Annotated in this window: 17 protein-coding genes; 15 read left to right on the top strand and 2 right to left on the bottom strand. The window is 40.5% G+C overall.

The annotated features are described in order from the left end of the window. Positions 1 to 16 precede the first annotated feature (16 nt). From purH to purB, 7 genes are all read left to right on the top strand, one after another. Positions 17 to 1564, top strand: coding sequence for a bifunctional phosphoribosylaminoimidazolecarboxamide formyltransferase/IMP cyclohydrolase (gene purH / locus HT679_RS07770; protein WP_173213945.1), 1548 nt, complete (start codon positions 17 to 19; stop codon positions 1562 to 1564). Between the two features lie 121 nt (positions 1565 to 1685). Next, the gene (gene purD / locus HT679_RS07765) at positions 1686 to 2948 is read left to right on the top strand and encodes a phosphoribosylamine--glycine ligase (protein ID WP_173213943.1); all 1263 of its coding nucleotides are present in this window, start codon (positions 1686 to 1688) and stop codon (positions 2946 to 2948) included. A gap of 19 nt (positions 2949 to 2967) precedes the next feature. After that, positions 2968 to 3426: a hypothetical protein gene (locus tag HT679_RS07760; RefSeq protein WP_173213941.1), complete on the top strand. Its 459-nt coding sequence runs from the start codon at positions 2968 to 2970 to the stop codon at positions 3424 to 3426. A 14-nt stretch (positions 3427 to 3440) separates the two neighbouring features. Then, complete coding sequence (purE, locus tag HT679_RS07755) at positions 3441 to 3932, top strand: 5-(carboxyamino)imidazole ribonucleotide mutase (protein WP_038804287.1); 492 nt, start codon at positions 3441 to 3443, stop codon at positions 3930 to 3932. After that, entirely contained in the window at positions 3919 to 4992 is a 1074-nt protein-coding gene (gene purK / locus HT679_RS07750) for a 5-(carboxyamino)imidazole ribonucleotide synthase (RefSeq protein ID WP_173213939.1), read from the top strand. Before purE ends, purK begins: the two co-directional genes overlap by 14 nt. Before the next feature lie 22 nt (positions 4993 to 5014). After that, a complete protein-coding gene (locus HT679_RS07745; RefSeq protein WP_173213937.1) occupies positions 5015 to 7402 on the top strand; it encodes an AAA family ATPase in 2388 nt (795 codons plus the stop codon). A 174-nt stretch (positions 7403 to 7576) separates the two neighbouring features. Next, positions 7577 to 8872, top strand: a complete 1296-nt coding sequence (gene purB / locus HT679_RS07740; protein WP_033688008.1) for an adenylosuccinate lyase — start codon at positions 7577 to 7579, stop codon at positions 8870 to 8872. Positions 8873 to 9131: 259 nt separating this feature from the next. Here the strand turns inward: purB and HT679_RS07735 are convergent, their stop codons facing one another. After that, positions 9132 to 9848 carry a GntR family transcriptional regulator gene (locus HT679_RS07735; protein WP_001007208.1) on the bottom strand — a complete coding sequence of 239 codons (717 nt, stop codon included), beginning with the start codon at positions 9846 to 9848 and terminating at the stop codon, positions 9132 to 9134. Positions 9849 to 10195: 347 nt separating this feature from the next. On the opposite strand from HT679_RS07735, the gene HT679_RS07730 reads away from it, so the two are divergent. The 8 genes from HT679_RS07730 (at position 10196) to HT679_RS07695 (ending at position 18601) form a co-directional block, all read left to right on the top strand. Then, positions 10196 to 11983 (top strand): beta-galactosidase, encoded by a 1788-nt coding sequence (locus HT679_RS07730; protein WP_173213935.1) that lies wholly within the window; start codon positions 10196 to 10198, stop codon positions 11981 to 11983. Continuing rightward, entirely contained in the window at positions 11980 to 12456 is a 477-nt protein-coding gene (locus HT679_RS07725) for a PTS system mannose/fructose/N-acetylgalactosamine-transporter subunit IIB (RefSeq protein ID WP_050289171.1), read from the top strand. Before HT679_RS07730 ends, HT679_RS07725 begins: the two co-directional genes overlap by 4 nt. 27 nt (positions 12457 to 12483) lie before the next feature. Next, the gene (locus HT679_RS07720; RefSeq protein WP_000617004.1) at positions 12484 to 13389 is read left to right on the top strand and encodes a PTS mannose/fructose/sorbose/N-acetylgalactosamine transporter subunit IIC; all 906 of its coding nucleotides are present in this window, start codon (positions 12484 to 12486) and stop codon (positions 13387 to 13389) included. Next, entirely contained in the window at positions 13376 to 14191 is an 816-nt protein-coding gene (locus HT679_RS07715) for a PTS system mannose/fructose/sorbose family transporter subunit IID (RefSeq protein WP_173213933.1), read from the top strand. The genes HT679_RS07720 and HT679_RS07715 overlap by 14 nt, the downstream gene beginning before the upstream one ends. 6 nt (positions 14192 to 14197) lie before the next feature. Further along, positions 14198 to 14602 carry a PTS sugar transporter subunit IIA gene (locus HT679_RS07710; RefSeq protein ID WP_078706327.1) on the top strand — a complete coding sequence of 135 codons (405 nt, stop codon included), beginning with the start codon at positions 14198 to 14200 and terminating at the stop codon, positions 14600 to 14602. A 361-nt stretch (positions 14603 to 14963) separates the two neighbouring features. Beyond that, positions 14964 to 16130 (top strand): SIS domain-containing protein, encoded by a 1167-nt coding sequence (locus HT679_RS07705; RefSeq protein WP_173213931.1) that lies wholly within the window; start codon positions 14964 to 14966, stop codon positions 16128 to 16130. Between the two features lie 116 nt (positions 16131 to 16246). Continuing rightward, positions 16247 to 17284 (top strand): aldose epimerase family protein, encoded by a 1038-nt coding sequence (locus HT679_RS07700; RefSeq protein ID WP_173213929.1) that lies wholly within the window; start codon positions 16247 to 16249, stop codon positions 17282 to 17284. A 129-nt stretch (positions 17285 to 17413) separates the two neighbouring features. After that, a complete protein-coding gene (locus tag HT679_RS07695) occupies positions 17414 to 18601 on the top strand; it encodes a CAP domain-containing protein (RefSeq protein WP_173213927.1) in 1188 nt (395 codons plus the stop codon). A 243-nt stretch (positions 18602 to 18844) separates the two neighbouring features. Here HT679_RS07695 and HT679_RS11590 read toward each other — a convergent pair whose 3' ends face one another. Then, the gene (locus tag HT679_RS11590) at positions 18845 to 18970 is read right to left on the bottom strand and encodes a hypothetical protein (RefSeq protein ID WP_261805030.1); all 126 of its coding nucleotides are present in this window, start codon (positions 18968 to 18970) and stop codon (positions 18845 to 18847) included. Between the last annotated feature and the right edge of the window lie 943 nt (positions 18971 to 19913).

Genomic DNA, 19913 nt, shown 5'->3' with positions numbered 1-19913 from the left:
TAAAAAGGAGAATATAATGACTAAACGCGCCTTAATCAGCGTCTCAGACAAAGCGGGCATTGTTGAATTTGCCCAAGAACTAAAAAAACTTGGTTGGGACATCATCTCGACAGGTGGGACAAAGGTTGCCCTTGACAATGCTGGGGTAGATACCATTGCGATTGATGATGTGACCGGTTTTCCAGAAATGATGGACGGTCGTGTCAAGACGCTTCACCCAAATATTCACGGTGGATTACTCGCTCGTCGTGACCTTGATAGTCACTTGGAAGCAGCTAAGGATAATCAAATTGAGCTTATTGACCTAGTTGTGGTCAACCTTTACCCATTTAAGGAAACCATCCTCAAACCAGATGTGACTTACGCTGATGCAGTGGAAAACATTGACATTGGTGGGCCATCTATGCTTCGTTCAGCAGCGAAGAACCACGCCAGCGTAACAGTTGTCGTAGATCCAGAGGATTATGCTGTAGTTCTTGACGAATTGTCAGCCAACGGCGAAACCACTTACGAAACCCGTCAACGTTTGGCAGCCAAAGTTTTCCGTCACACAGCGGCTTATGACGCCTTGATTGCAGAGTATTTTACAGCTCAAGTCGGAGAAAGCAAACCTGAAAAACTCACTTTGACCTATGACCTTAAGCAGGCTATGCGTTACGGTGAAAATCCTCAACAGGATGCGGACTTCTACCAAAAAGCTTTGCCGACAGACTACTCAATTGCATCAGCCAAACAGCTCAACGGTAAAGAATTGTCATTCAACAATATCCGTGATGCGGATGCTGCTATCCGTATCATCCGTGACTTCAAAGACCGTCCAACCGTTGTGGCTCTCAAACACATGAATCCATGCGGTATTGGTCAGGCTGATGACATTGAGACTGCTTGGGACTACGCTTATGAGTCTGACCCAGTGTCTATCTTTGGTGGTATCGTTGTTCTTAACCGTGAGGTGGATGCTGCGACAGCTGAAAAGATGCATGGTGTTTTCCTTGAAATCATCATCGCACCAAGCTATACGGATGAAGCGCTAGCTATTTTGACTAATAAAAAGAAAAACTTGCGTATCCTTGCCTTGCCATTTGATGCTCAAGAGGCTAGCGAAGTGGAAGCAGAATACACAGGTGTTGTCGGTGGACTTCTGGTACAAAACCAAGACGTGGTCAAAGAAAGCCCAGCTGACTGGCAAGTGGTGACCAAACGCCAGCCAACTGAGACAGAAGCGACTGCTCTTGAGTTCGCTTGGAAAGCTATCAAGTACGTCAAATCAAATGGTATCATCATCACCAATGACCATATGACACTGGGTGTTGGCCCAGGTCAAACCAACCGTGTGGCCTCCGTTCGTATTACCATCGACCAAGCCAAGGATCGTCTGGATGGCGCTGTCCTTGCTTCGGATGCCTTCTTCCCATTTGCGGATAATGTGGAAGAAATCGCCAAAGCAGGGATCAGGGCCATCATCCAGCCGGGTGGATCCGTCCGTGACCAAGAGTCTATCGAAGCCGCTGACAAGTATGGCTTGACCATGGTCTTCACAGGCGTGAGACATTTTAGACATTAAGAACGTTAAAGGGAAGAGAACAGTTTCTTTCCTTTTTTGCGTAAAAATGCGGAGTGAAACAAGATTAAAGCGAACGTTTGTGGTATAATGTTATTAAATAATTCGCAAAAGAGGTAACAAGATGAAGCTGTTAGTTGTCGGTTCGGGTGGTCGTGAACATGCGATTGCTAAGAAGTTGCTTGAGTCAAAAGACGTTGAAAAAGTATTTGTAGCTCCTGGGAATGATGGGATGACTCTGGATAGTCTGGAATTGGTAAATATCTCTATTTCCGAACATTTTAAATTGATTGACTTCGCAAAGGCCAACGATATTGCTTGGTCCTTTATCGGGCCAGATGACGCCCTTGCGGCTGGTATCGTGGATGATTTCCATGCAGCTGGTCTCAAAGCCTTTGGTCCGACAAGATTGGCAGCTGAGCTGGAGTGGTCCAAGGATTTTGCTAAGGAAATCATGGTCAAATATGGCGTTTCGACAGCAGCCTATGGCACATTCTCGGACTTTGAGGAAGCCAAGGCCTATATCGAAAAGCAGGGAGCTCCTATCGTGGTCAAGGCGGATGGCTTGGCGCTTGGGAAGGGTGTCGTCGTTGCTAAGACGGTTGAGCAAGCGGTCGAAGCCGCTCATGAGATGCTTTTGGACAATAAATTTGGTGACTCCGGTGCACGTGTAGTTATTGAGGAATTCCTTGAAGGAGAGGAATTTTCACTCTTTGTCTTTGTCAATGGCGACAAGTTCTATATCATGCCGACAGCGCAAGACCACAAACGTGTCTATGATGGCGACAAAGGGCCTAACACGGGTGGTATGGGTGCCTATGCGCCAGTTCCACACTTGCCACAGAGTGTAGTTGACACAGCGGTTGAGACTATTGTCAAGCCAGTTCTTGAAGGGATGATCAAAGAAGGCCGTCCGTATCTTGGCATCCTCTACGCAGGGCTTATCCTGACAGCAGAAGGTCCTAAAGTCATCGAGTTCAATGCTCGCTTTGGAGATCCTGAAACACAGATTATCTTGCCTCGTTTGACATCTGACTTTGCGCAAAATATTACTAATATTTTGGAAGGTAAAGAACCAGCCATCACTTGGACGGACAAGGGTGTGACTCTGGGTGTGGTTGTCGCATCAAACGGTTACCCACTGGCTTATGAGAAGGGTATCAAGCTTCCAGCCAAAACCGATGGCGACATCATCACCTACTATGCAGGTGCTAAGTTTGCGGAAAATAGCAGAGCACTGCTATCCAACGGCGGACGAGTCTATATGCTCGTTACCACAGCAGATACCGTCAAAGAAGCCCAAGAAACCATCTACCAAGAACTCTCCCAACAAAAAACAGAAGGCCTCTTTTACCGAACAGATATCGGAAGTAAGGCGATAAAATAAACCAGAAAAGAGATTTTTCATGAATTTTTCGACAGAAAATATAGCAATTATCACTAGTTTTTTAACTGCTTTCATTGCAATTTATCAAGCAATGTTTTCAATAAGATCATTCTATAAAAATAGGTTAGATAAAATTGTAATACTTAGATATGAGAAACTTTATGATTTTTATCAATCTTATCTTGAAGAATTTTCTAAATTAGATATACGTAATCTATCCAAAACTGCTACATATTCAAGACAGCAATATGATGCTATAAAATTTTTACTGGATGAAGAATTTAGAATAGATGATTCATATAATGAGTTAACTGAATTGATAATTGAGTATATTAAAAATAAAGACTTGATAATTGAAGATTCTGATGAATATGAAGAGTTCAGACAAGAATTAAATAAAAAGTGTATAAAATTTGATGATTTATTTAAGAAAAGTTTACAAAAACAACTTTCAAAATTATATAACAAATTGAATTAGTTGGAGAAAAAATTATGACTAAACCAGTAATTTCCATCATCATGGGCTCAAAATCTGACTGGGCAACCATGCAAAAAACAGCAGAAGTCTTAGACCGCTTCGGTGTAGCCTACGAAAAGAAAGTTGTCTCTGCCCACCGTACACCAGACCTCATGTTCCAACATGCCGAAGAAGCTCGTAGTCGTGGCATCAAGGTTATCATCGCAGGTGCTGGAGGTGCAGCCCATTTGCCAGGTATGGTCGCTGCTAAAACAACCCTTCCAGTCATTGGTGTGCCAGTCAAATCTCGTGCTCTTAGTGGAGTGGATTCACTCTATTCTATCGTTCAGATGCCGGGTGGGGTGCCTGTTGCGACAATGGCTATCGGTGAAGCTGGTGCGACAAATGCGGCTCTCTTCGCCCTCCGTCTTCTTTCAGTAGAGGATCAAGCTATCGCGACAGCTTTGGCAGATTTTGCAGAAGAACAAGGAAAAATCGCAGAGGAGTCTACCAATGAGCTCATCTAAAACAATCGGAATTATCGGTGGCGGTCAGCTGGGTCAGATGATGGCGATCTCAACTATCTATATGGGGCACAAGGTCATTGCGCTGGATCCTGCTGCGGATTGCCCAGCCTCTCGTGTGGCGGAAATCATTGTGGCGCCTTATAACGATGTGGATGCCCTTCGTCAGCTAGCTGAGCGTTGCGATGTCCTGACTTATGAATTTGAGAATGTAGATGCTGACGGTCTTGATGCTGTTATCAAGGATGGGCAACTCCCTCAAGGGACCGACCTGCTTCGCATCTCCCAAAACCGGATCTTTGAGAAAGACTTCCTCTCAAACAAGGCTCAAGTCACTGTAGCACCTTACAAGGTTGTGACTTCTAGCCAAGACTTGGCAGATATCGACCTGTCGAAAAACTATGTCCTCAAGACGGCAACAGGTGGTTATGATGGCCATGGACAAAAGGTCATTCGCTCGGCAGAAGACTTGGAAGAAGCCAATGCACTAGCCGATTCAGCAGACTGTGTTTTGGAAGAATTTGTCAATTTTGACCTTGAAATTTCTGTCATTGTATCAGGAAATGGCAAGGACGTGACGGTTTTCCCAGTTCAGGAAAATATCCACCGAAACAATATCCTTTCAAAAACTATTGTGCCTGCTCGCATTTCTGAAAGTTTAGCCGAGAAAGCCAAAGCTATGGCAGTGAGAATCGCTGAGCAACTCAACTTGTCTGGAACCCTTTGCGTGGAAATGTTTGCGACAGCTGATGATATCATTGTCAACGAGATTGCCCCACGACCACACAACTCTGGGCACTACTCTATTGAAGCTTGCGACTTCTCCCAGTTTGATGCCCATATTCTGGGTGTTCTGGGGGCACCATTGCCAGCTATCAAACTGCATGCTCCAGTCGTCATGCTCAATGTCCTCGGCCAGCATGTCGAAGCTGCTGAAAAATATGTCACAGAAAATCCAAGCGCCCACCTCCACATGTATGGTAAAATAGAAGCGAAGCACAACCGCAAGATGGGACATGTGACTTTATTTAGTGATGAACCAGATAGTGTGGGAGAGTTTTAGGGGAGAGGGGTCTAAAGAAAAAATGTTTGAAAAAATTAAAGGAATTAATATAAAATCAGGTATTTTTGAAGATGAAACAAAATTAGAACTCTTTGAAGGAAATTTTGAGGGAACAAATCCAGTACAAAACGATAGGGCAAGTTTATTGTTTGGAAGGAATGGTTCAGGGAAAAGTACCATTGCTCGAGGAATAAATCAATTAAAAAATGGTGAGTTTGGAACAGATAGAGTATCATTTATTGATAAAAATAATAATAATATTGTACTTAGTGATACTGAACGAAAATCGATATTTGTTTTCAATGAACACTATGTTGATCAGAAAGTCAAAATTGCTCAAGAAGGGTTAGATACAATTGTAATTTTAGGTGAACAGGTTGATATCGATGAGGAACTGGATAGATTAAGAACGCAGTTATCAGAATCACAAATTGAATCTCAAGATTATTATGCTGAATATGAAGAATATTTAGATGAAAAAAATGAAAAATCTCCAGACTTTTGGAAAAAGGAAATGACAGATTCTTTGAAAGGAGTAGGCAACTGGGCCGAAAGAGATAGGGAGATAAAAGGAAATCGAGCTGCATCTCCCGTTCATAATAATACCTTTCAAAATTTTGTTGATTTACAACCAATCTTAGATAAAAATGAGTTAGAGGTTGAATTCAACAATAAAAAAGCTAGATATTTTTCAATAAGAGATTCCGCAGTTACTATAAATAATGAACTATCTTTACCTGATATTAATTTTGATAGCAATGAATTATCAACTTTATTGTCTGAAAAAATCGAAGAACCTGAGTTGAATTCTAGGGATAAGTATTTACTGACATTATTATCTGATTCCACAAAAGGTGAACGTCATTTGAGAGAAGTTAAAGATTTCTTTGAAGATGAACATCAAAAAAAATGTCCTTTCTGTACTCAATCAGTATCAGAAGATGTTAAAGTTGAACTCACGAATGGCATAACTAAACTACTATCAAGAGCAGTCGAAGAACACCAATCCGCATTGAGAGGTAAAAAAATTGATGAGATTAATCAAGATTTTTCTGGTTATGAACAGATAGATCCAATATTAATTCAGTCTTATCAAAATAGTATTAATGCTTTGAATGCTAAATTTAACGAAATTAACTCAATAATCGATAAGAAGATTGATAATCCATATAATATAGTTGAGTTACCTAATATAAGCTTTTCTCAAGAATTAAGTCAAGCAGAGCATGATATTGAAAAAATTAACCAAGCAATTATCAAACATAATTCAGAAATCTCGGATATTCAAAAGTTAAAAGTAGATCTCCTTCAAATAAATAATGAATTAGCTTTTTATGAAATTCAAGATGCATACAAAAAGTTTCAAGAGAAAACAAATAAAAAAGCAATTTGTGAAAATAATTATAATAGCAGTAGTAAACGAGTAAAGGATTATGAAAAGCAGATTTCTGATTTAGAAGACAAGAAACTTAATATAGATATTGCAGTTGATGAAATTAATAAAAGTTTAAATTACATATTTTTTTCAAAAAATCGGTTAGCTATACAGAATCAAAACGGAAAATACTATCTGTTATCAAGAGGTAAGTCTGTGGTCCCCAGTAGGGTTTCCGTAGGGGAACGAAATGCGCTGGCATTATGTTATTTCTTTACTGAGATAATTCAACAGAGAGAGTTAGCAGATGCTTATAGTCATGAATATTTTATTGTTATTGACGATCCAATTTCTAGTTTTGATATGGAAAATAAAGTTGGAATAACCTCGTATTTAAAATACTGTTTAACTAGATTTTTTAAGGGGAATAGTAATACTAGAGTTTTACTAATGACCCATGATAAACAAACAATATATGACTTTGATATCTTTTTGAAAGAGATAATGGAATCCTGTAAAGAAGAGGAAGGTGGACAAAAATCTAAATACAAGAAGTTAGAATTGGTTTCTGGTAAATTACAAGAATTCAAAACTAGTACTCACGATTATACAGAACTACTTGAAATAGTCTTCGGTTATGCATTGGGAAATAGTACACCTACTTCGGAAAGTTTTGTTGGGAATGCAATGAGAAAAATTTTAGAAGCCTATGGTAGTTTTAATTATAAGAAGGGAATTGCCGAGCTAACAACAGATCCTTTAATTGTTGAAAAAATTGATAAAGAATACAGAACTTATTTTGAGAATCTTATGTATAGACTGGTTTTAAACGGTGAAAGTCATTTTAAGGATCCGGTTAAAACTTTGAGTATTGATTTCTTTGATACCATTTCTGATGAAGAACGAAAAAAAACAGCTAGAGATTTACTAGTTTTGCTTTATCTTTTAGATGATTTACATGTTTTAAAACATTTAGAGGGTGTATCAAATGCGGAAAATAGACTTGAACAATGGAAGTGTGAGATTTTAGAATAAGAGAATCATACCATTTGACTTATTGCAATGGTTGAAGTTTGCATGATAGCTGATTAGAGTAATCAAAGGATTATTACTTCCTAATTTTATTTTCTACAAACCCTAATTTAGCATCTAATAATGCAAAGTTTCCTGAGCCTCATAGATAAAAAAGATTTTTAAGGAGAAACAACAATGATCGACCGTTACTCTCGCCCTGAGATGGCGAATATTTGGAGTGAAGAAAATAAATACCGTGCTTGGCTTGAGGTGGAAATCTTGGCTGACGAGGCATGGGCTGAGTTGGGGGAAATCCCTAAGGAAGATGTGGCTTTGATCCGCGAGAAAGCGGACTTTGACATCGACCGTATTTTGGAAATTGAGCAGGAGACTCGTCATGACGTGGTGGCTTTCACGCGTGCGGTTTCTGAGACGCTTGGTGAAGAGCGCAAGTGGGTCCACTATGGCTTGACTTCTACTGACGTGGTGGACACGGCCTACGGTTACCTTTACAAGCAGGCCAACGACATCATCCGTCGTGACCTTGAAAATTTCACCAACATCATCGCTGATAAGGCTAAGGAGCACAAGTTTACCATCATGATGGGTCGTACCCACGGTGTGCACGCTGAGCCGACAACCTTTGGTCTTAAATTGGCGACTTGGTATAGTGAAATGAAGCGCAATATCGAGCGTTTTGAGCATGCGGCTGCTGGTGTGGAAGCTGGTAAGATTTCTGGTGCGGTTGGAAACTTCGCCAACATCCCACCATTCGTTGAGCAATACGTCTGCGACAAATTGGGTATCCGTGCCCAAGAAATTTCTACACAAGTCCTTCCTCGTGACCTTCACGCTGAGTACTTTGCAGTTCTTGCTAGCATCGCGACTTCAATCGAGCGTATGGCGACTGAGATTCGTGGTTTGCAAAAATCAGAACAACGAGAAGTAGAAGAATTTTTTGCTAAAGGGCAAAAAGGATCTTCAGCAATGCCTCACAAACGCAACCCAATCGGTTCTGAAAATATGACTGGTCTGGCGCGTGTTATCCGTGGTCACATGATTACAGCCTATGAAAACGTTGCTCTCTGGCACGAACGCGATATTTCCCACTCATCAGCTGAGCGCATCATCACACCAGATACAACTATCTTGATTGACTACATGCTCAACCGCTTTGGAAATATTGTCAAGAACTTGACGGTCTTCCCAGAAAACATGATTCGCAACATGAACTCTACATTTGGTTTGATCTTTAGCCAACGGGCTATGTTGACTTTGATTGAAAAAGGGATGACCCGTGAGCAAGCCTATGACTTGGTACAACCAAAAACAGCCTACTCTTGGGATAATCAAGTAGACTTTAAACCACTGTTGGAAGCAGATCCAGAAGTAACATCACGCCTCACACAAGAGGAAATCGACGAGATTTTCAACCCTCTTTACTACACTAAACGAGTGGATGATATCTTTGAACGTCTTGGTTTAGGATAATTAAAATAAAATCGAAGTTCTATTACTCTATTTACTGGAGTAGCAGAACTTCGATGTTTCTTTTTTATTAAAGTGCTTTTGAAAAAAATAACCAATATTTTATAATATGTTGAATATAGAATAGTATACTGTGACTTCTAAAATATTACTAGAAATTGATTTGAATTTCCTAATCGATTTGTCCATATTCTATTTCAATCTACTATGTCATATAATAAGCATAGAAAAAAGCCCAAGCGATTAGGCTCAGGCTTTCTTCTTAGTGATCACGGTCACATGAGATGAATTTAATCTTGTAGTAATCCGCTCGTTTATAAGTTTCGCTGTATGCGAGAACTTGGCCAGTGGATTCTAACTTAGTAGTCTTGGTTTGTAAAACGGTTGGGAATTGCTCATCGACTCCGAGGACCGAAGCCGCATGTTCTGGAGTTGGAAATGTTATTTCATTGATTTCTTCAAAATGTTCATCATTCATATGAATGTGGTAATCCAATTTGAAACGGTTATAGATAGAGCTATAATATTCAAGATTTGGATAATTTGCGTTGATGTATTGTTCTGGAATGTAAGATGTGTGGTAGATGTATACGACACCATTCGTTGCGCGTATACGTTCAATCTTGTAGTAGAACTGGTCACCGCGTAGCCCAAGTTTTTCTAAGTAGTTTAATTTGTTTCCGCGCTCAATAGAAAGGACGGTAACTTTATCATCTTTAGTTTCAAAAACTTCTACATCCGAAAACTCTACAAGCTTGTGTTTGCGTGCACGTGAAACGAAGGTTCCTTTTCCTTGTTGGCGGACAATATATCCATCTTTAGCAAGGTCGTTTAAGGCGCGGACAACTGTGATAGAACTGACATCGTACATTGAAATGAGTTCTGCTTCAGTGTAAAATTTATCTCCACTGCTAAACTGCCCAGAGATGATTTTATTTTTTAATTCGTCTTTTATGTATTGATATTTGGGAATTGCCATATTTTTACCTCTATTTTCCTTCTCCATAGAAAATTTTACCATAAAAGCGAAAAAAATAGTAGTCTTTTGAATAAAAAATTAGAATAATAGTTTGAAAAATTAAGCTATATAGGGATTGCTCGTATTTTATAAATGTATTTTATACAAAATTATTTTAGGTTCTATATTCTGAATGTAAAGAGCGTTTGAAATGGGTCTGAAAATGTTTGAAACTAATTGAACGTGTGTATAATAGTAAAATTCTAGCAAATATTCCGACAATTTCTATTGACAATTCAAACAGATTGGTTTATAATTGCTATAACAACAAATGAAAGCGTAAACTTTCGCGGTCAGAAGGTAGTTTTATGACACGATTTGAGATACGAGATGATTTCTATCTCGATGGAAAATCATTTAAGATTTTATCTGGCGCCATTCATTATTTTAGGGTTCCTCCAGAAGATTGGTATCATTCGCTCTATAACTTGAAGGCTCTTGGCTTTAATACGGTAGAGACTTATGTTGCTTGGAATTTACACGAGCCTCGTGAGGGCGAGTTTAACTTTGAAGGGGCTCTGGATTTGGAGAGGTTTCTTCAGACAGCACAAGATTTGGGTCTCTACGCTATCGTTCGTCCGTCACCCTTCATCTGTGCGGAGTGGGAATTCGGTGGTTTGCCGGCTTGGCTCTTAACCAAAGACATGAGGATTCGTTCTTCAGATCCTGCCTATATTGAGGCTGTCGGTCGCTATTATGATCAGCTCTTACCACGATTGGTTCCACATCTGTTGGACAATGGTGGCAATATCCTCATGATGCAGGTTGAAAATGAGTATGGTTCTTACGGAGAAGATAAGGCTTACCTGAGAGCCATTCGACAGCTGATGGAAGAGCGTGGCGTAACCTGTCCTCTCTTTACATCAGATGGTCCTTGGAGAGCTACTCTAAAAGCGGGAACCTTAATTGAAGATGATCTCTTTGTAACAGGCAACTTTGGTTCTAAGGCACCTTACAACTTTTCACAGATGCAGGAATTCTTTGATGAACATGGCAAGAAATGGCCGCTCATGTGTATGGAGTTCTGGGATGGCTGGTTCAATCGTTGGAAAGAACCGATTATCACACGGGATCCTAAGGAATTGGCAGATGCAGTTCGAGAGGTTTTGGAGCAAGGTTCCATCAATCTTTACATGTTCCACGGTGGTACAAACTTTGGCTTCATGAATGGTTGCTCAGCTCGAGGAACCTTGGACCTGCCACAAGTTACATCTTATGATTACGATGCCCTTCTGGATGAAGAAGGAAATCCAACTGCCAAATATCTGGCAGTCAAGAAGATGATGGCAACACATTTTCCAGAGTATCCGCAGTTGGAACCCCTCTACAAAGAGAGTATGGAGTTGGATGCTATTCCACTGGTTGAAAAAGTTTCCTTGTTTGAAACCTTGGATAGCTTGTCAAGTCCAGTAGAAAGTCTCTATCCTAAAAAGATGGAGGAGTTGGGACAAAGCTATGGCTACCTACTCTATCGAACAGAAACAAACTGGGATGCAGAAGAAGAAAGACTTCGTATCATTGATGGTCGAGATAGGGCTCAGCTGTATGTCGATGATCAATGGGTCAAAACCCAATATCAGACAGAGATTGGGGAAGATATTTTTTATCAAGGCGAAAAGAAAGCGTTATCTAGGATTGATGTCTTGATAGAAAATATGGGGCGTGTCAACTATGGTCATAAGTTCTTAGCGGATACGCAACGTAAGGGAATTCGGACAGGGGTTTGTAAGGATTTGCACTTCTTACTAAACTGGAAACACTATCCACTCCCACTAGATAATCCTGAGAAAATTGATTTTTCAAAAGGATGGACTCAAGGACAACCAGCCTTTTACGCTTATGACTTTACAGTCCAAGAGCCAAAAGATACTTACCTAGACTTGTCTGAGTTTGGTAAGGGAGTTGCCTTTGTCAATGGGCAGAATCTAGGACGTTTTTGGAACGTCGGCCCGACCCTCTCGCTTTATATCCCTCATAGCTATCTCAAGGAAGGTGATAACCGCATCATCATCTTTGAAACAGAAGGTCAATATAAAGAAGAGATTCATTTAACTCGTAAACCTACACTAAAACATATAAAGGGGGAAAACTTATGACAATTGTAGGATGCCGTATCGATGGACGTTTGATCCACGGACAAGTAGCCAATCTTTGGGCTGGGAAACTAAATGTTTCACGTATTATGGTTGTAGATAACGAAGTTGTCAACAATGACGTTGAAAAGAGTGGTTTGAAACTTGCGACACCACCAGGTGTAAAATTGAGTATTTTGCCAGTTGAGAAAGCCGCAGCCAATATTCTTGCTGGTAAATACGATAGCCAACGTCTCTTTATCGTGGCTCGTAAGCCAGACCGCTTCCTTGGTTTGGTAGAAGCAGGTGTACCACTTGAAACCCTAAATGTTGGGAATATGTCTCAAACACCAGAAACTCGTTCTATTACACGTTCTATCAACGTAGTGGACAAGGATGTGGAAGATTTCCACAAACTGGCAGAAAAAGGTGTTAAACTTACTGCTCAAATGGTTCCAAATGATCCAATTTCAGACTTTTTGAGCTTATTAAAATAGGAAAAAAATTTTTAGGAGGTCATTGTTATGATACAATGGTGGCAAATTTTACTTCTCACTTTGTACTCAGCTTATCAAATCTGTGATGAGTTGACGATCGTTTCATCTGCAGGTTCCCCTGTATTTGCTGGTTTCATTACTGGTTTAATCATGGGAGATGTGACTACCGGTTTGCTTATCGGTGGTAACTTGCAACTGTTCGTTCTTGGGGTTGGTACCTTCGGTGGTGCTTCTCGTATCGACGCAACTTCTGGTGCGGTTCTTGCGACAGCCTTCTCTGTTTCACAAGGAATTGATGCACCGCTTGCAATTACTACAATCGCTGTACCAGTAGCAGCTCTCTTGACTTACTTCGACGTTCTTGGTCGTATGACTACTACCTTCTTCGCTCACCGTGTGGATGCTGCAATCGAACGCTATGACTATAAAGGTATTGAACGCAACTACCTGCTTGGTGCGATTCCTTGGGCTCTATCTCGTGCCCTTCCAGTCTTCTTTGCGCTTGCTTTTGGTGGTGCCTTTGTACAACATGTAGTAGACTTAGTGACAGAATACCAATGGATTGCAGATGGTTTGACACTCGCAGGACGTATGCTTCCAGGTCTTGGATTTGCAATCTTGCTTCGTTACCTTCCAGTTAAACGTAACCTTCACTACCTTGCTATGGGATTTGGTTTGACAGCTATGTTGACTGTTCTTTACTCATATGTAACAGGTCTTGGTGGCGCTGTTGCTGGTATCGTAGGTACTCTTCCTGCTGAAGTTGCTGAAAAAATTGGTTTCGTGAACAACTTCAAAGGTTTGTCTATGATTGGTATTTCTATCGTAGGTATCTTCCTTGCAGTGCTTCACTTCAAAAATAGCCAAAAAGTAGCTGTAGCAGCACCTTCTACACCATCAGAAAGTGGGGAAATCGAAGATGACGAATTCTAATTACAAACTAACAAAAGAAGATTTTAATCAAATCAACAAACGTAGCTTGTTTACTTTCCAATTAGGTTGGAACTACGAACGTATGCAAGCTTCTGGTTACCTTTATATGATCTTGCCTCAATTGCGTAAAATGTATGGGGATGGAACTCCTGAATTGAAAGAAATGATGAAAGTTCATACTCAATTCTTCAATACTTCACCATTCTTCCATACCATTATCGCTGGTTTTGACCTTGCCATGGAAGAAAAAGATGGTGTGGGTTCAAAAGACGCCGTTAACGGTATCAAGACAGGTTTGATGGGACCATTTGCTCCTCTTGGAGATACAATCTTTGGTTCACTTGTACCTGCTATCATGGGGTCAGTCGCAGCAACTATGGCTATCGCTGGCCAACCTTGGGGTATCTTCTTTTGGATTGCAGTTGCAGTAGCGTATGACATCTTCCGTTGGAAACAGTTGGAATTTGCCTACAAAGAAGGGGTTAACCTTATCAACAACATGCAAAGTACCTTGACAGCTTTGATTGACGCTGCATCTGTACTTGGTGTCTTCATGATGGGTGCTCTTGTAGCAACAATGATCAACTTTGAAATTTCTTACAAGTTGCCAATCGGTGAAAAGATGATTGATTTCCAAGACATCTTGAACCAAATCTTCCCACGTTTGCTTCCAGCAATCTTTACTGCCTTTATCTTCTGGTTGCTTGGTAAGAAAGGTATGACTTCTACTAAAGCTATCGGTATCATTATCGCTCTTGCAGTAGGTCTTTCTGCCCTTGGTCACTTTGCATTTGGAATGTAATTCCTTATGACCAAATCATTAATTTTGGTGAGCCATGGTCGCTTCTGTGAGGAGCTTAAAGGTAGCACAGAAATGATTATGGGCCCACAAGACAACATTTACACAGTAGCTCTTCTTCCAGAAGATGGGCCAGAAGAATTTACTGCAAAATTTGAAGCTGCTATTGAAGGATTGGATGATTTTCTAGTCTTTGCGGATCTTCTCGGTGGAACACCATGTAACGTGGTAAGCCGTTTGATTATGGAAGGTCGTGACATCGAACTTTACGCAGGGATGAATCTTCCAATGGTGATTGAATTTATCAATGCGAGCCTTACAGGCGCAGATGCGGACTATAAGAACCGTGCTGCAGAAAGCATTGTGAAAGTCAATGACCTGTTAGCGGGCTTCGATGATGACGAAGATGAATAATACTCTTCGAAAATCTCTTCAAACCATACTAGTGTCTCCTTGCCGTAGGTATGGTTACTGACTTCGTTAGTTCTATCCACAACCTCAAAACAGTGTTTTGAGCAGCCTGCGGCTAGTTTCCTAGTTTGCTCTTTGATTTTCATTGAGTATACGATGTGACAGCGTGAAAATCACAGGGAAAATAGGCGATAGGAGGATGGAGCGATGCTCCGACGATAATCGGTCTTTTTCCCAAAGATTTTAGTTGGAACTCGATTCAATTCATGTGACAACGTGAACATCGTCAGAATAACTGATATAGAATATACATGGGAATGGGGCTTACTCCCATTCCCATCTTTAATAGAAAAAGAGGAACTCAATGCTACATTATACAAAAGAAGACTTACTCGAATTGGGTGCAGAAATCACTACACGTGAAATTTACCAACAGCCTGATGTATGGAAAGAAGCTTTTGAATCTTATCAAGCACAAGGTGAAGAAATTGCAGCCTTTCTACAAGGGATTGCGGATAAACATGACTATATCAAGGTTATCTTGACAGGTGCGGGGACTTCTGCTTATGTGGGAGATACCTTGGTACCTTACTTTAAGGAAGTCTATGACGAACGCAAATGGAATTTCAATGCTATTGCGACAACAGATATCGTTGCCAATCCAGAAACCTATTTGAAAAAAGATGTGGCAACTGTCCTTGTTTCCTTTGCCCGTAGTGGAAATTCGCCTGAAAGTGTGGCGACTGTTGATTTGGCAAAAGCCTTGGTGGATGAGCTTTACCAAGTGACGATTACTTGTGCAGCAGATGGTAAATTGGCTCTTCAAGCTCATGGAGATGAGCGCAATCTCTTGCTTTTGCAACCAGCTGCCTCTAATGATGCTGGCTTTGCCATGACTTCTAGCTTTACCTCTATGATGTTGACAGCTCTTTTGGTCTTTGATCCTACAGAATTTGCTGTGAAAGCTGAACGTTTTGAAGTTGTATCTAGTCTTGCCCGTAAAGTTTTAGACAATGCAGAAGATGTCAAAGAACTTGTTGACCTAGACTTTAACCGTGTCATCTATCTAGGCGCTGGTCCTTTCTTTGGGCTTGCTCATGAAGCTCAGCTCAAGATTTTGGAATTAACAGCTGGCCAAGTGGCGACCATGTATGAAAGTCCAGTCGGCTTCCGTCACGGTCCAAAATCTCTTATCAACGAAAATACAGTTGTTTTGCTCTTTGGTACAACAACAGACTACACTCGCAAGTACGACTTGGACTTGGTTCGTGAAGTTGCTGGTGATCAGATTGCTCGCCGTGTTGTGCTTTTGAGTGATCAAGCCTTTGGTCTTGAAAATGTCAAAGAAGTTGCCCTTGGTTGTGGCGGTGTCTTGAATGATATTTACCGTGTCTTCCCTTACATCGTTTATGCCCAACTCTTTGCCCTATTGACTTCACTCAAGGTAGAAAATAAACCAGACACACCATCACCTACTGGTACAGTAAACCGTGTGGTACAAGGTGTTATCATCCACGAATATCAAAAGTAATACTGCGTTTATAGATTCTTGATAAAGGGGTTTGTAAATCATACAAGTAAACCATAGATTGTCAAGGTGCTTTCTATGGTTTGTTTGCTTGGGAGAAATAGTAAAAGGAGAACAGAATGAAAGCATATACAGAGCGTGTATTTGGAAATGTTGAGGGCAAGGATGTCTTGGCCTATCGTTTTGAGACGAACGGTGGCTACCAACTTGAGGTCATGACTTATGGTGCGACCATCCTGCGCTATGTCACACCTGACAAGGCTGGAAATTTTGCCAATGTTATTTTGGGTTTTGATGATTTTGATAGCTATGTAGGCAATAGTCCCAAGCATGGAGCTAGCGTAGGTCCTGTGGCGGGCCGTATTGCAGGTGCGACCTTTGAGCTGAATAGCAAGACCTATCATCTGGAAGTCAACAATGCTAGCAACTGTAACCACAGTGGTTCAACTGGTTGGGATTCCAGCTTGTTTGAACGAGTTGAAGTGAGCGACCATGGCTTGACCCTCTACACAGAGCGTACAGATGGGACAGGAGGATTTCCCGGCAATCTCAAAATCTGGATCAGCTATCACTTGGAAGAAACTGGTGCCTATGAAATCAGCTACAAGGTAACAACAGATCAGGATACGCTGGTCAATCCAACCAACCACAGCTATTTCAACTTGTCTGGTGATTTCACGCAGACCATTGACCGCCATGTCTTCCAACTAAACACAGAGGGCATTTATCCAATCGCTCCCGACGGTGTTCCAGCCAAAACTCCAGATGCCAATCGTGATGTGGTCAAACACATCTACAATGGTGCCTTGTTGAAGGATATCTTTGCAGAAGAAGATGAGCAAATCCAGCTGGTATCTGGTTTGGATCATCCATTTGCCCTTCCTGCAGGTCATGATAATGCTGGTTTCCTTTATGACCAAAACTCAGGTCGCTTCCTGCTCTTCAAGACAGAGGCTCCTTGCTTTGTAGTCTACACAGCAAACTTTGTGGATGAGAGTGTCATCATAAGAGGTCAGCCAATGGTACAGCACAATGGGATTGCCCTTGAAGCGCAAGCTTTACCAGATGCCATTCACAGTAACCTCAAAGACCAAGTCATTCTCAAAGCCGGTCAAATCTTTACAAGTAAGACACGTTATGAGCTTGTTGTGAAATAAAAGAATCATTGCGCCTACTTTTGGGATTTAGGAATAGGTAAGCAAAGACAAATAGTAGGAAAATATGATATAATTAGGTGTTAAAAAGTATTTATCAAGATACGATTCAAAAGATATAAGGAGTAAACAATGAAGAAAATTGTATTTGCTAGTGCCTTGGCTTTGACCTTGGCAGGAGCAGTTTTGACAAATGATGTTTTTGCGAATGACAGATTGGTGGCAACGCAATCTGCTGATGGTAATGTATTGACCTCAGAGGTGCTAAAACCTTCTAGTGGCAATGTTTTGGTTGGAATCAAGGGAGAATTTTTGCCTCCTCATCAACAATCTATTTTAGATGCTATCAATAAAATTCGTAAAGAAGCAGCCGACGAAGGTTTGGTAGATAAGTATGTTCCTGTCAAATGGTCAGTTGACCATGAAAAAACGGCTTTTGTACGCGCTGCTGAGGTATCTGTTGCGCTGAAGGCTGAACGTCTTTCCAGCAAAAACAACTGGACTGCCTTTCCATCTGGTAATAGCCTAAGTGGAGAAGCTTTAGATTTGAATCCTGATGGATTTCTAAAAGCAATTGAAAACTGGCATGCTGAAAAGGCGCAATATGTGGCGAAAAAGAAAGATAAAACATCAAAAGAATTTTCATCTTATTATGAGAACTTGATTAACCCTAAATTTACCCATGTGGGTCTTGCTGCTTTTAAAAATGCAGCTAGTCCTCAGAAGGCAGCAACGGTTGCTCTGGCTTTAGGAACTACGACTTCTTCAGAGGAATTAGCTGGTGGATATGGTTCTGCTGTTCAGTACACAGAAGTGACTGCCTCAAACCTTTCAACAGTTAAAAGTAAAGCAATGGTTGTAGAAACACCGCTGAAAGATTTCAGAAAATCTACGTCTGATCAGTCTGGCTGGGTGCAGTCTAATGGCAAGTGGTATTTTTATGAGTCTGGTGATGTGAAGACAGGCTGGTTGAAAACAGGTGGTCAATGGTACTACTTGAATGACCTAGGTGTCATGCAGACTGGATTTGTAGAAGTTGATGGATCGGTGTATTATCTAAGTAACTCAGGCGCTATGTTTACAGGCTGGGGAACAGATGGTAGCAGATGGTTCTACTTTGATAGCTCAGGAGCTATGAAAACAGGCTGGTACAAGGAAAATGGTACCTGGTATTACCTTGATGAAGAAGGGATCATGAAGACGGGTTGGTTTAAAGTAGGTCAACACTGGTACTATGCAAATGGTTCAGGCGCTTTGGCTGTTAGCACAACAACACCAGATGGTTACCGTGTAAATGGTAATGGTGAATGGGTAAACTAGAATGAAGATAGTAAGTCATAGGTAAAGTATTCATCTTACTTAGTAAAAAGAATGAACGATAAGAAAGAGGTTGATGGCAAACATTGGCCTCTTTTTTTGGAGTGTTTAGAGTCAGTTGCTATTCACTGAAAATAAGGACGAGTCATCGCTGGAGTATTCCTAATTCAAAAATCAAGCTTGAACATTTGCTTTTGGTATCTGTTTATTTCTGGAATGTGAGCTTTATACTCTTCGAAAATCTCTTCAAACCACGTCAGCTTCGCCTTGGTGTAGGTATATGTTACTGACTTCGCCAGTTCTATCTGCAACCTCAAAACAGTGTTTTGAGCAACCTACGATTCGCTTCCTAGTTTGCTTTTTGATTTTCATTGAGTCTCATCTGCAATAGAAAAGCAGTGTGAGAAGCAAATACACACCAGAATAAAAGAGAAACTCTAGGAAAGAAAATGTAAAGAAATATCAAAGTTTTCAAAACGATTTTCATAAAAACTTTGATAAAACAAATAAAATCCCGAACAAAAATGTAACAAAAATTTAATATAAAACACTTGACAAAGATTTGTGGGGGGGGGGTATACTTAATATAGGCATAGTCTGAAAATGATTATCAGAAAAGAGGTAAATGATGAATAAGAAAAAAATGATTTTAACAAGTCTAGCCAGCGTCGCTATCTTAGGGGCTGGTTTTGTTGCGTCTCAGCCTACTGTTGTAAGAGCAGAAGACGCTCCACAAGCTGTCGAACAATCTTTATCAGAGAAGCAACGAGAATTCTTATCTAATTTTGATAAAGCTGCAGAAGCTATAGTTAAAGAATTAGAAGAATATTTAGAGAATGCAAAAGGAGATCCAGAATTAGAAAAACAAATTCAAGGGTTTATTGATGAATTTAAAAAACGAACTGAAGCTCAGAAGGCTGACTATGAAAAACGCTTCAAAGAAGGTCTAACTGTAGAAAAGGCTGAAGAAGAAGTAGAAGAAAAAGCTAAAGAAGAGGAAGTTGCAGAAGAAAAAGAAGCTAAGGAAGAAGCAGCTGCTCAAAAAGAATTCTTATCTAATTTTGATAAAGCTGCAGAAGCTATAGTTAAAGAATTAAAAGAAGATTTAGACAATGCAAAAGAAAATCCAGAATTACAAAACCAAATTCAAGGGTTTATTGATGAATTTGAAAAACGAACTAAGGCCCAGAAGGCTGACTATGAAAAACGCTTCAAAGAAGGTCTAACTGCAGAAGACGCTGAAGAAGCAATAGATGAAGCTAATAAAAAAGCTGCAGAAGAAGCTGCAGAAAAAGCTAAGGAAGAAGCAGCTGCT

The organism is Streptococcus sp. 4886, from assembly GCF_013276485.1.
Classification (GTDB): domain Bacteria; phylum Bacillota; class Bacilli; order Lactobacillales; family Streptococcaceae; genus Streptococcus.
Note: the sequence above shows the minus strand (reverse complement) of the source record. Positions and strands in the feature narration are given on the sequence as shown.

Bases quoted from the DNA above. Each gene is read 5' to 3' on its own strand.
- purH (WP_173213945.1), top strand. From the start codon at position 17: ATGACTAAACGCGCCTTAATCAGCGTCTCAGACAAAGCGGGCATTGTT.
- purD (WP_173213943.1), top strand. From the start codon at position 1,686: ATGAAGCTGTTAGTTGTCGGTTCGGGTGGTCGTGAACATGCGATTGCT.
- HT679_RS07760 (WP_173213941.1), top strand. From the start codon at position 2,968: ATGAATTTTTCGACAGAAAATATAGCAATTATCACTAGTTTTTTAACT.
- purE (WP_038804287.1), top strand. From the start codon at position 3,441: ATGACTAAACCAGTAATTTCCATCATCATGGGCTCAAAATCTGACTGG.
- purK (WP_173213939.1), top strand. From the start codon at position 3,919: ATGAGCTCATCTAAAACAATCGGAATTATCGGTGGCGGTCAGCTGGGT.
- HT679_RS07745 (WP_173213937.1), top strand. From the start codon at position 5,015: ATGTTTGAAAAAATTAAAGGAATTAATATAAAATCAGGTATTTTTGAA.
- purB (WP_033688008.1), top strand. From the start codon at position 7,577: ATGATCGACCGTTACTCTCGCCCTGAGATGGCGAATATTTGGAGTGAA.
- HT679_RS07735 (WP_001007208.1), bottom strand. From the start codon at position 9,848: ATGGCAATTCCCAAATATCAATACATAAAAGACGAATTAAAAAATAAA.
- HT679_RS07730 (WP_173213935.1), top strand. From the start codon at position 10,196: ATGACACGATTTGAGATACGAGATGATTTCTATCTCGATGGAAAATCA.
- HT679_RS07725 (WP_050289171.1), top strand. From the start codon at position 11,980: ATGACAATTGTAGGATGCCGTATCGATGGACGTTTGATCCACGGACAA.
- HT679_RS07720 (WP_000617004.1), top strand. From the start codon at position 12,484: ATGATACAATGGTGGCAAATTTTACTTCTCACTTTGTACTCAGCTTAT.
- HT679_RS07715 (WP_173213933.1), top strand. From the start codon at position 13,376: ATGACGAATTCTAATTACAAACTAACAAAAGAAGATTTTAATCAAATC.
- HT679_RS07710 (WP_078706327.1), top strand. From the start codon at position 14,198: ATGACCAAATCATTAATTTTGGTGAGCCATGGTCGCTTCTGTGAGGAG.
- HT679_RS07705 (WP_173213931.1), top strand. From the start codon at position 14,964: ATGCTACATTATACAAAAGAAGACTTACTCGAATTGGGTGCAGAAATC.
- HT679_RS07700 (WP_173213929.1), top strand. From the start codon at position 16,247: ATGAAAGCATATACAGAGCGTGTATTTGGAAATGTTGAGGGCAAGGAT.
- HT679_RS07695 (WP_173213927.1), top strand. From the start codon at position 17,414: ATGAAGAAAATTGTATTTGCTAGTGCCTTGGCTTTGACCTTGGCAGGA.
- HT679_RS11590 (WP_261805030.1), bottom strand. From the start codon at position 18,970: ATGAAAATCAAAAAGCAAACTAGGAAGCGAATCGTAGGTTGCTCAAAA.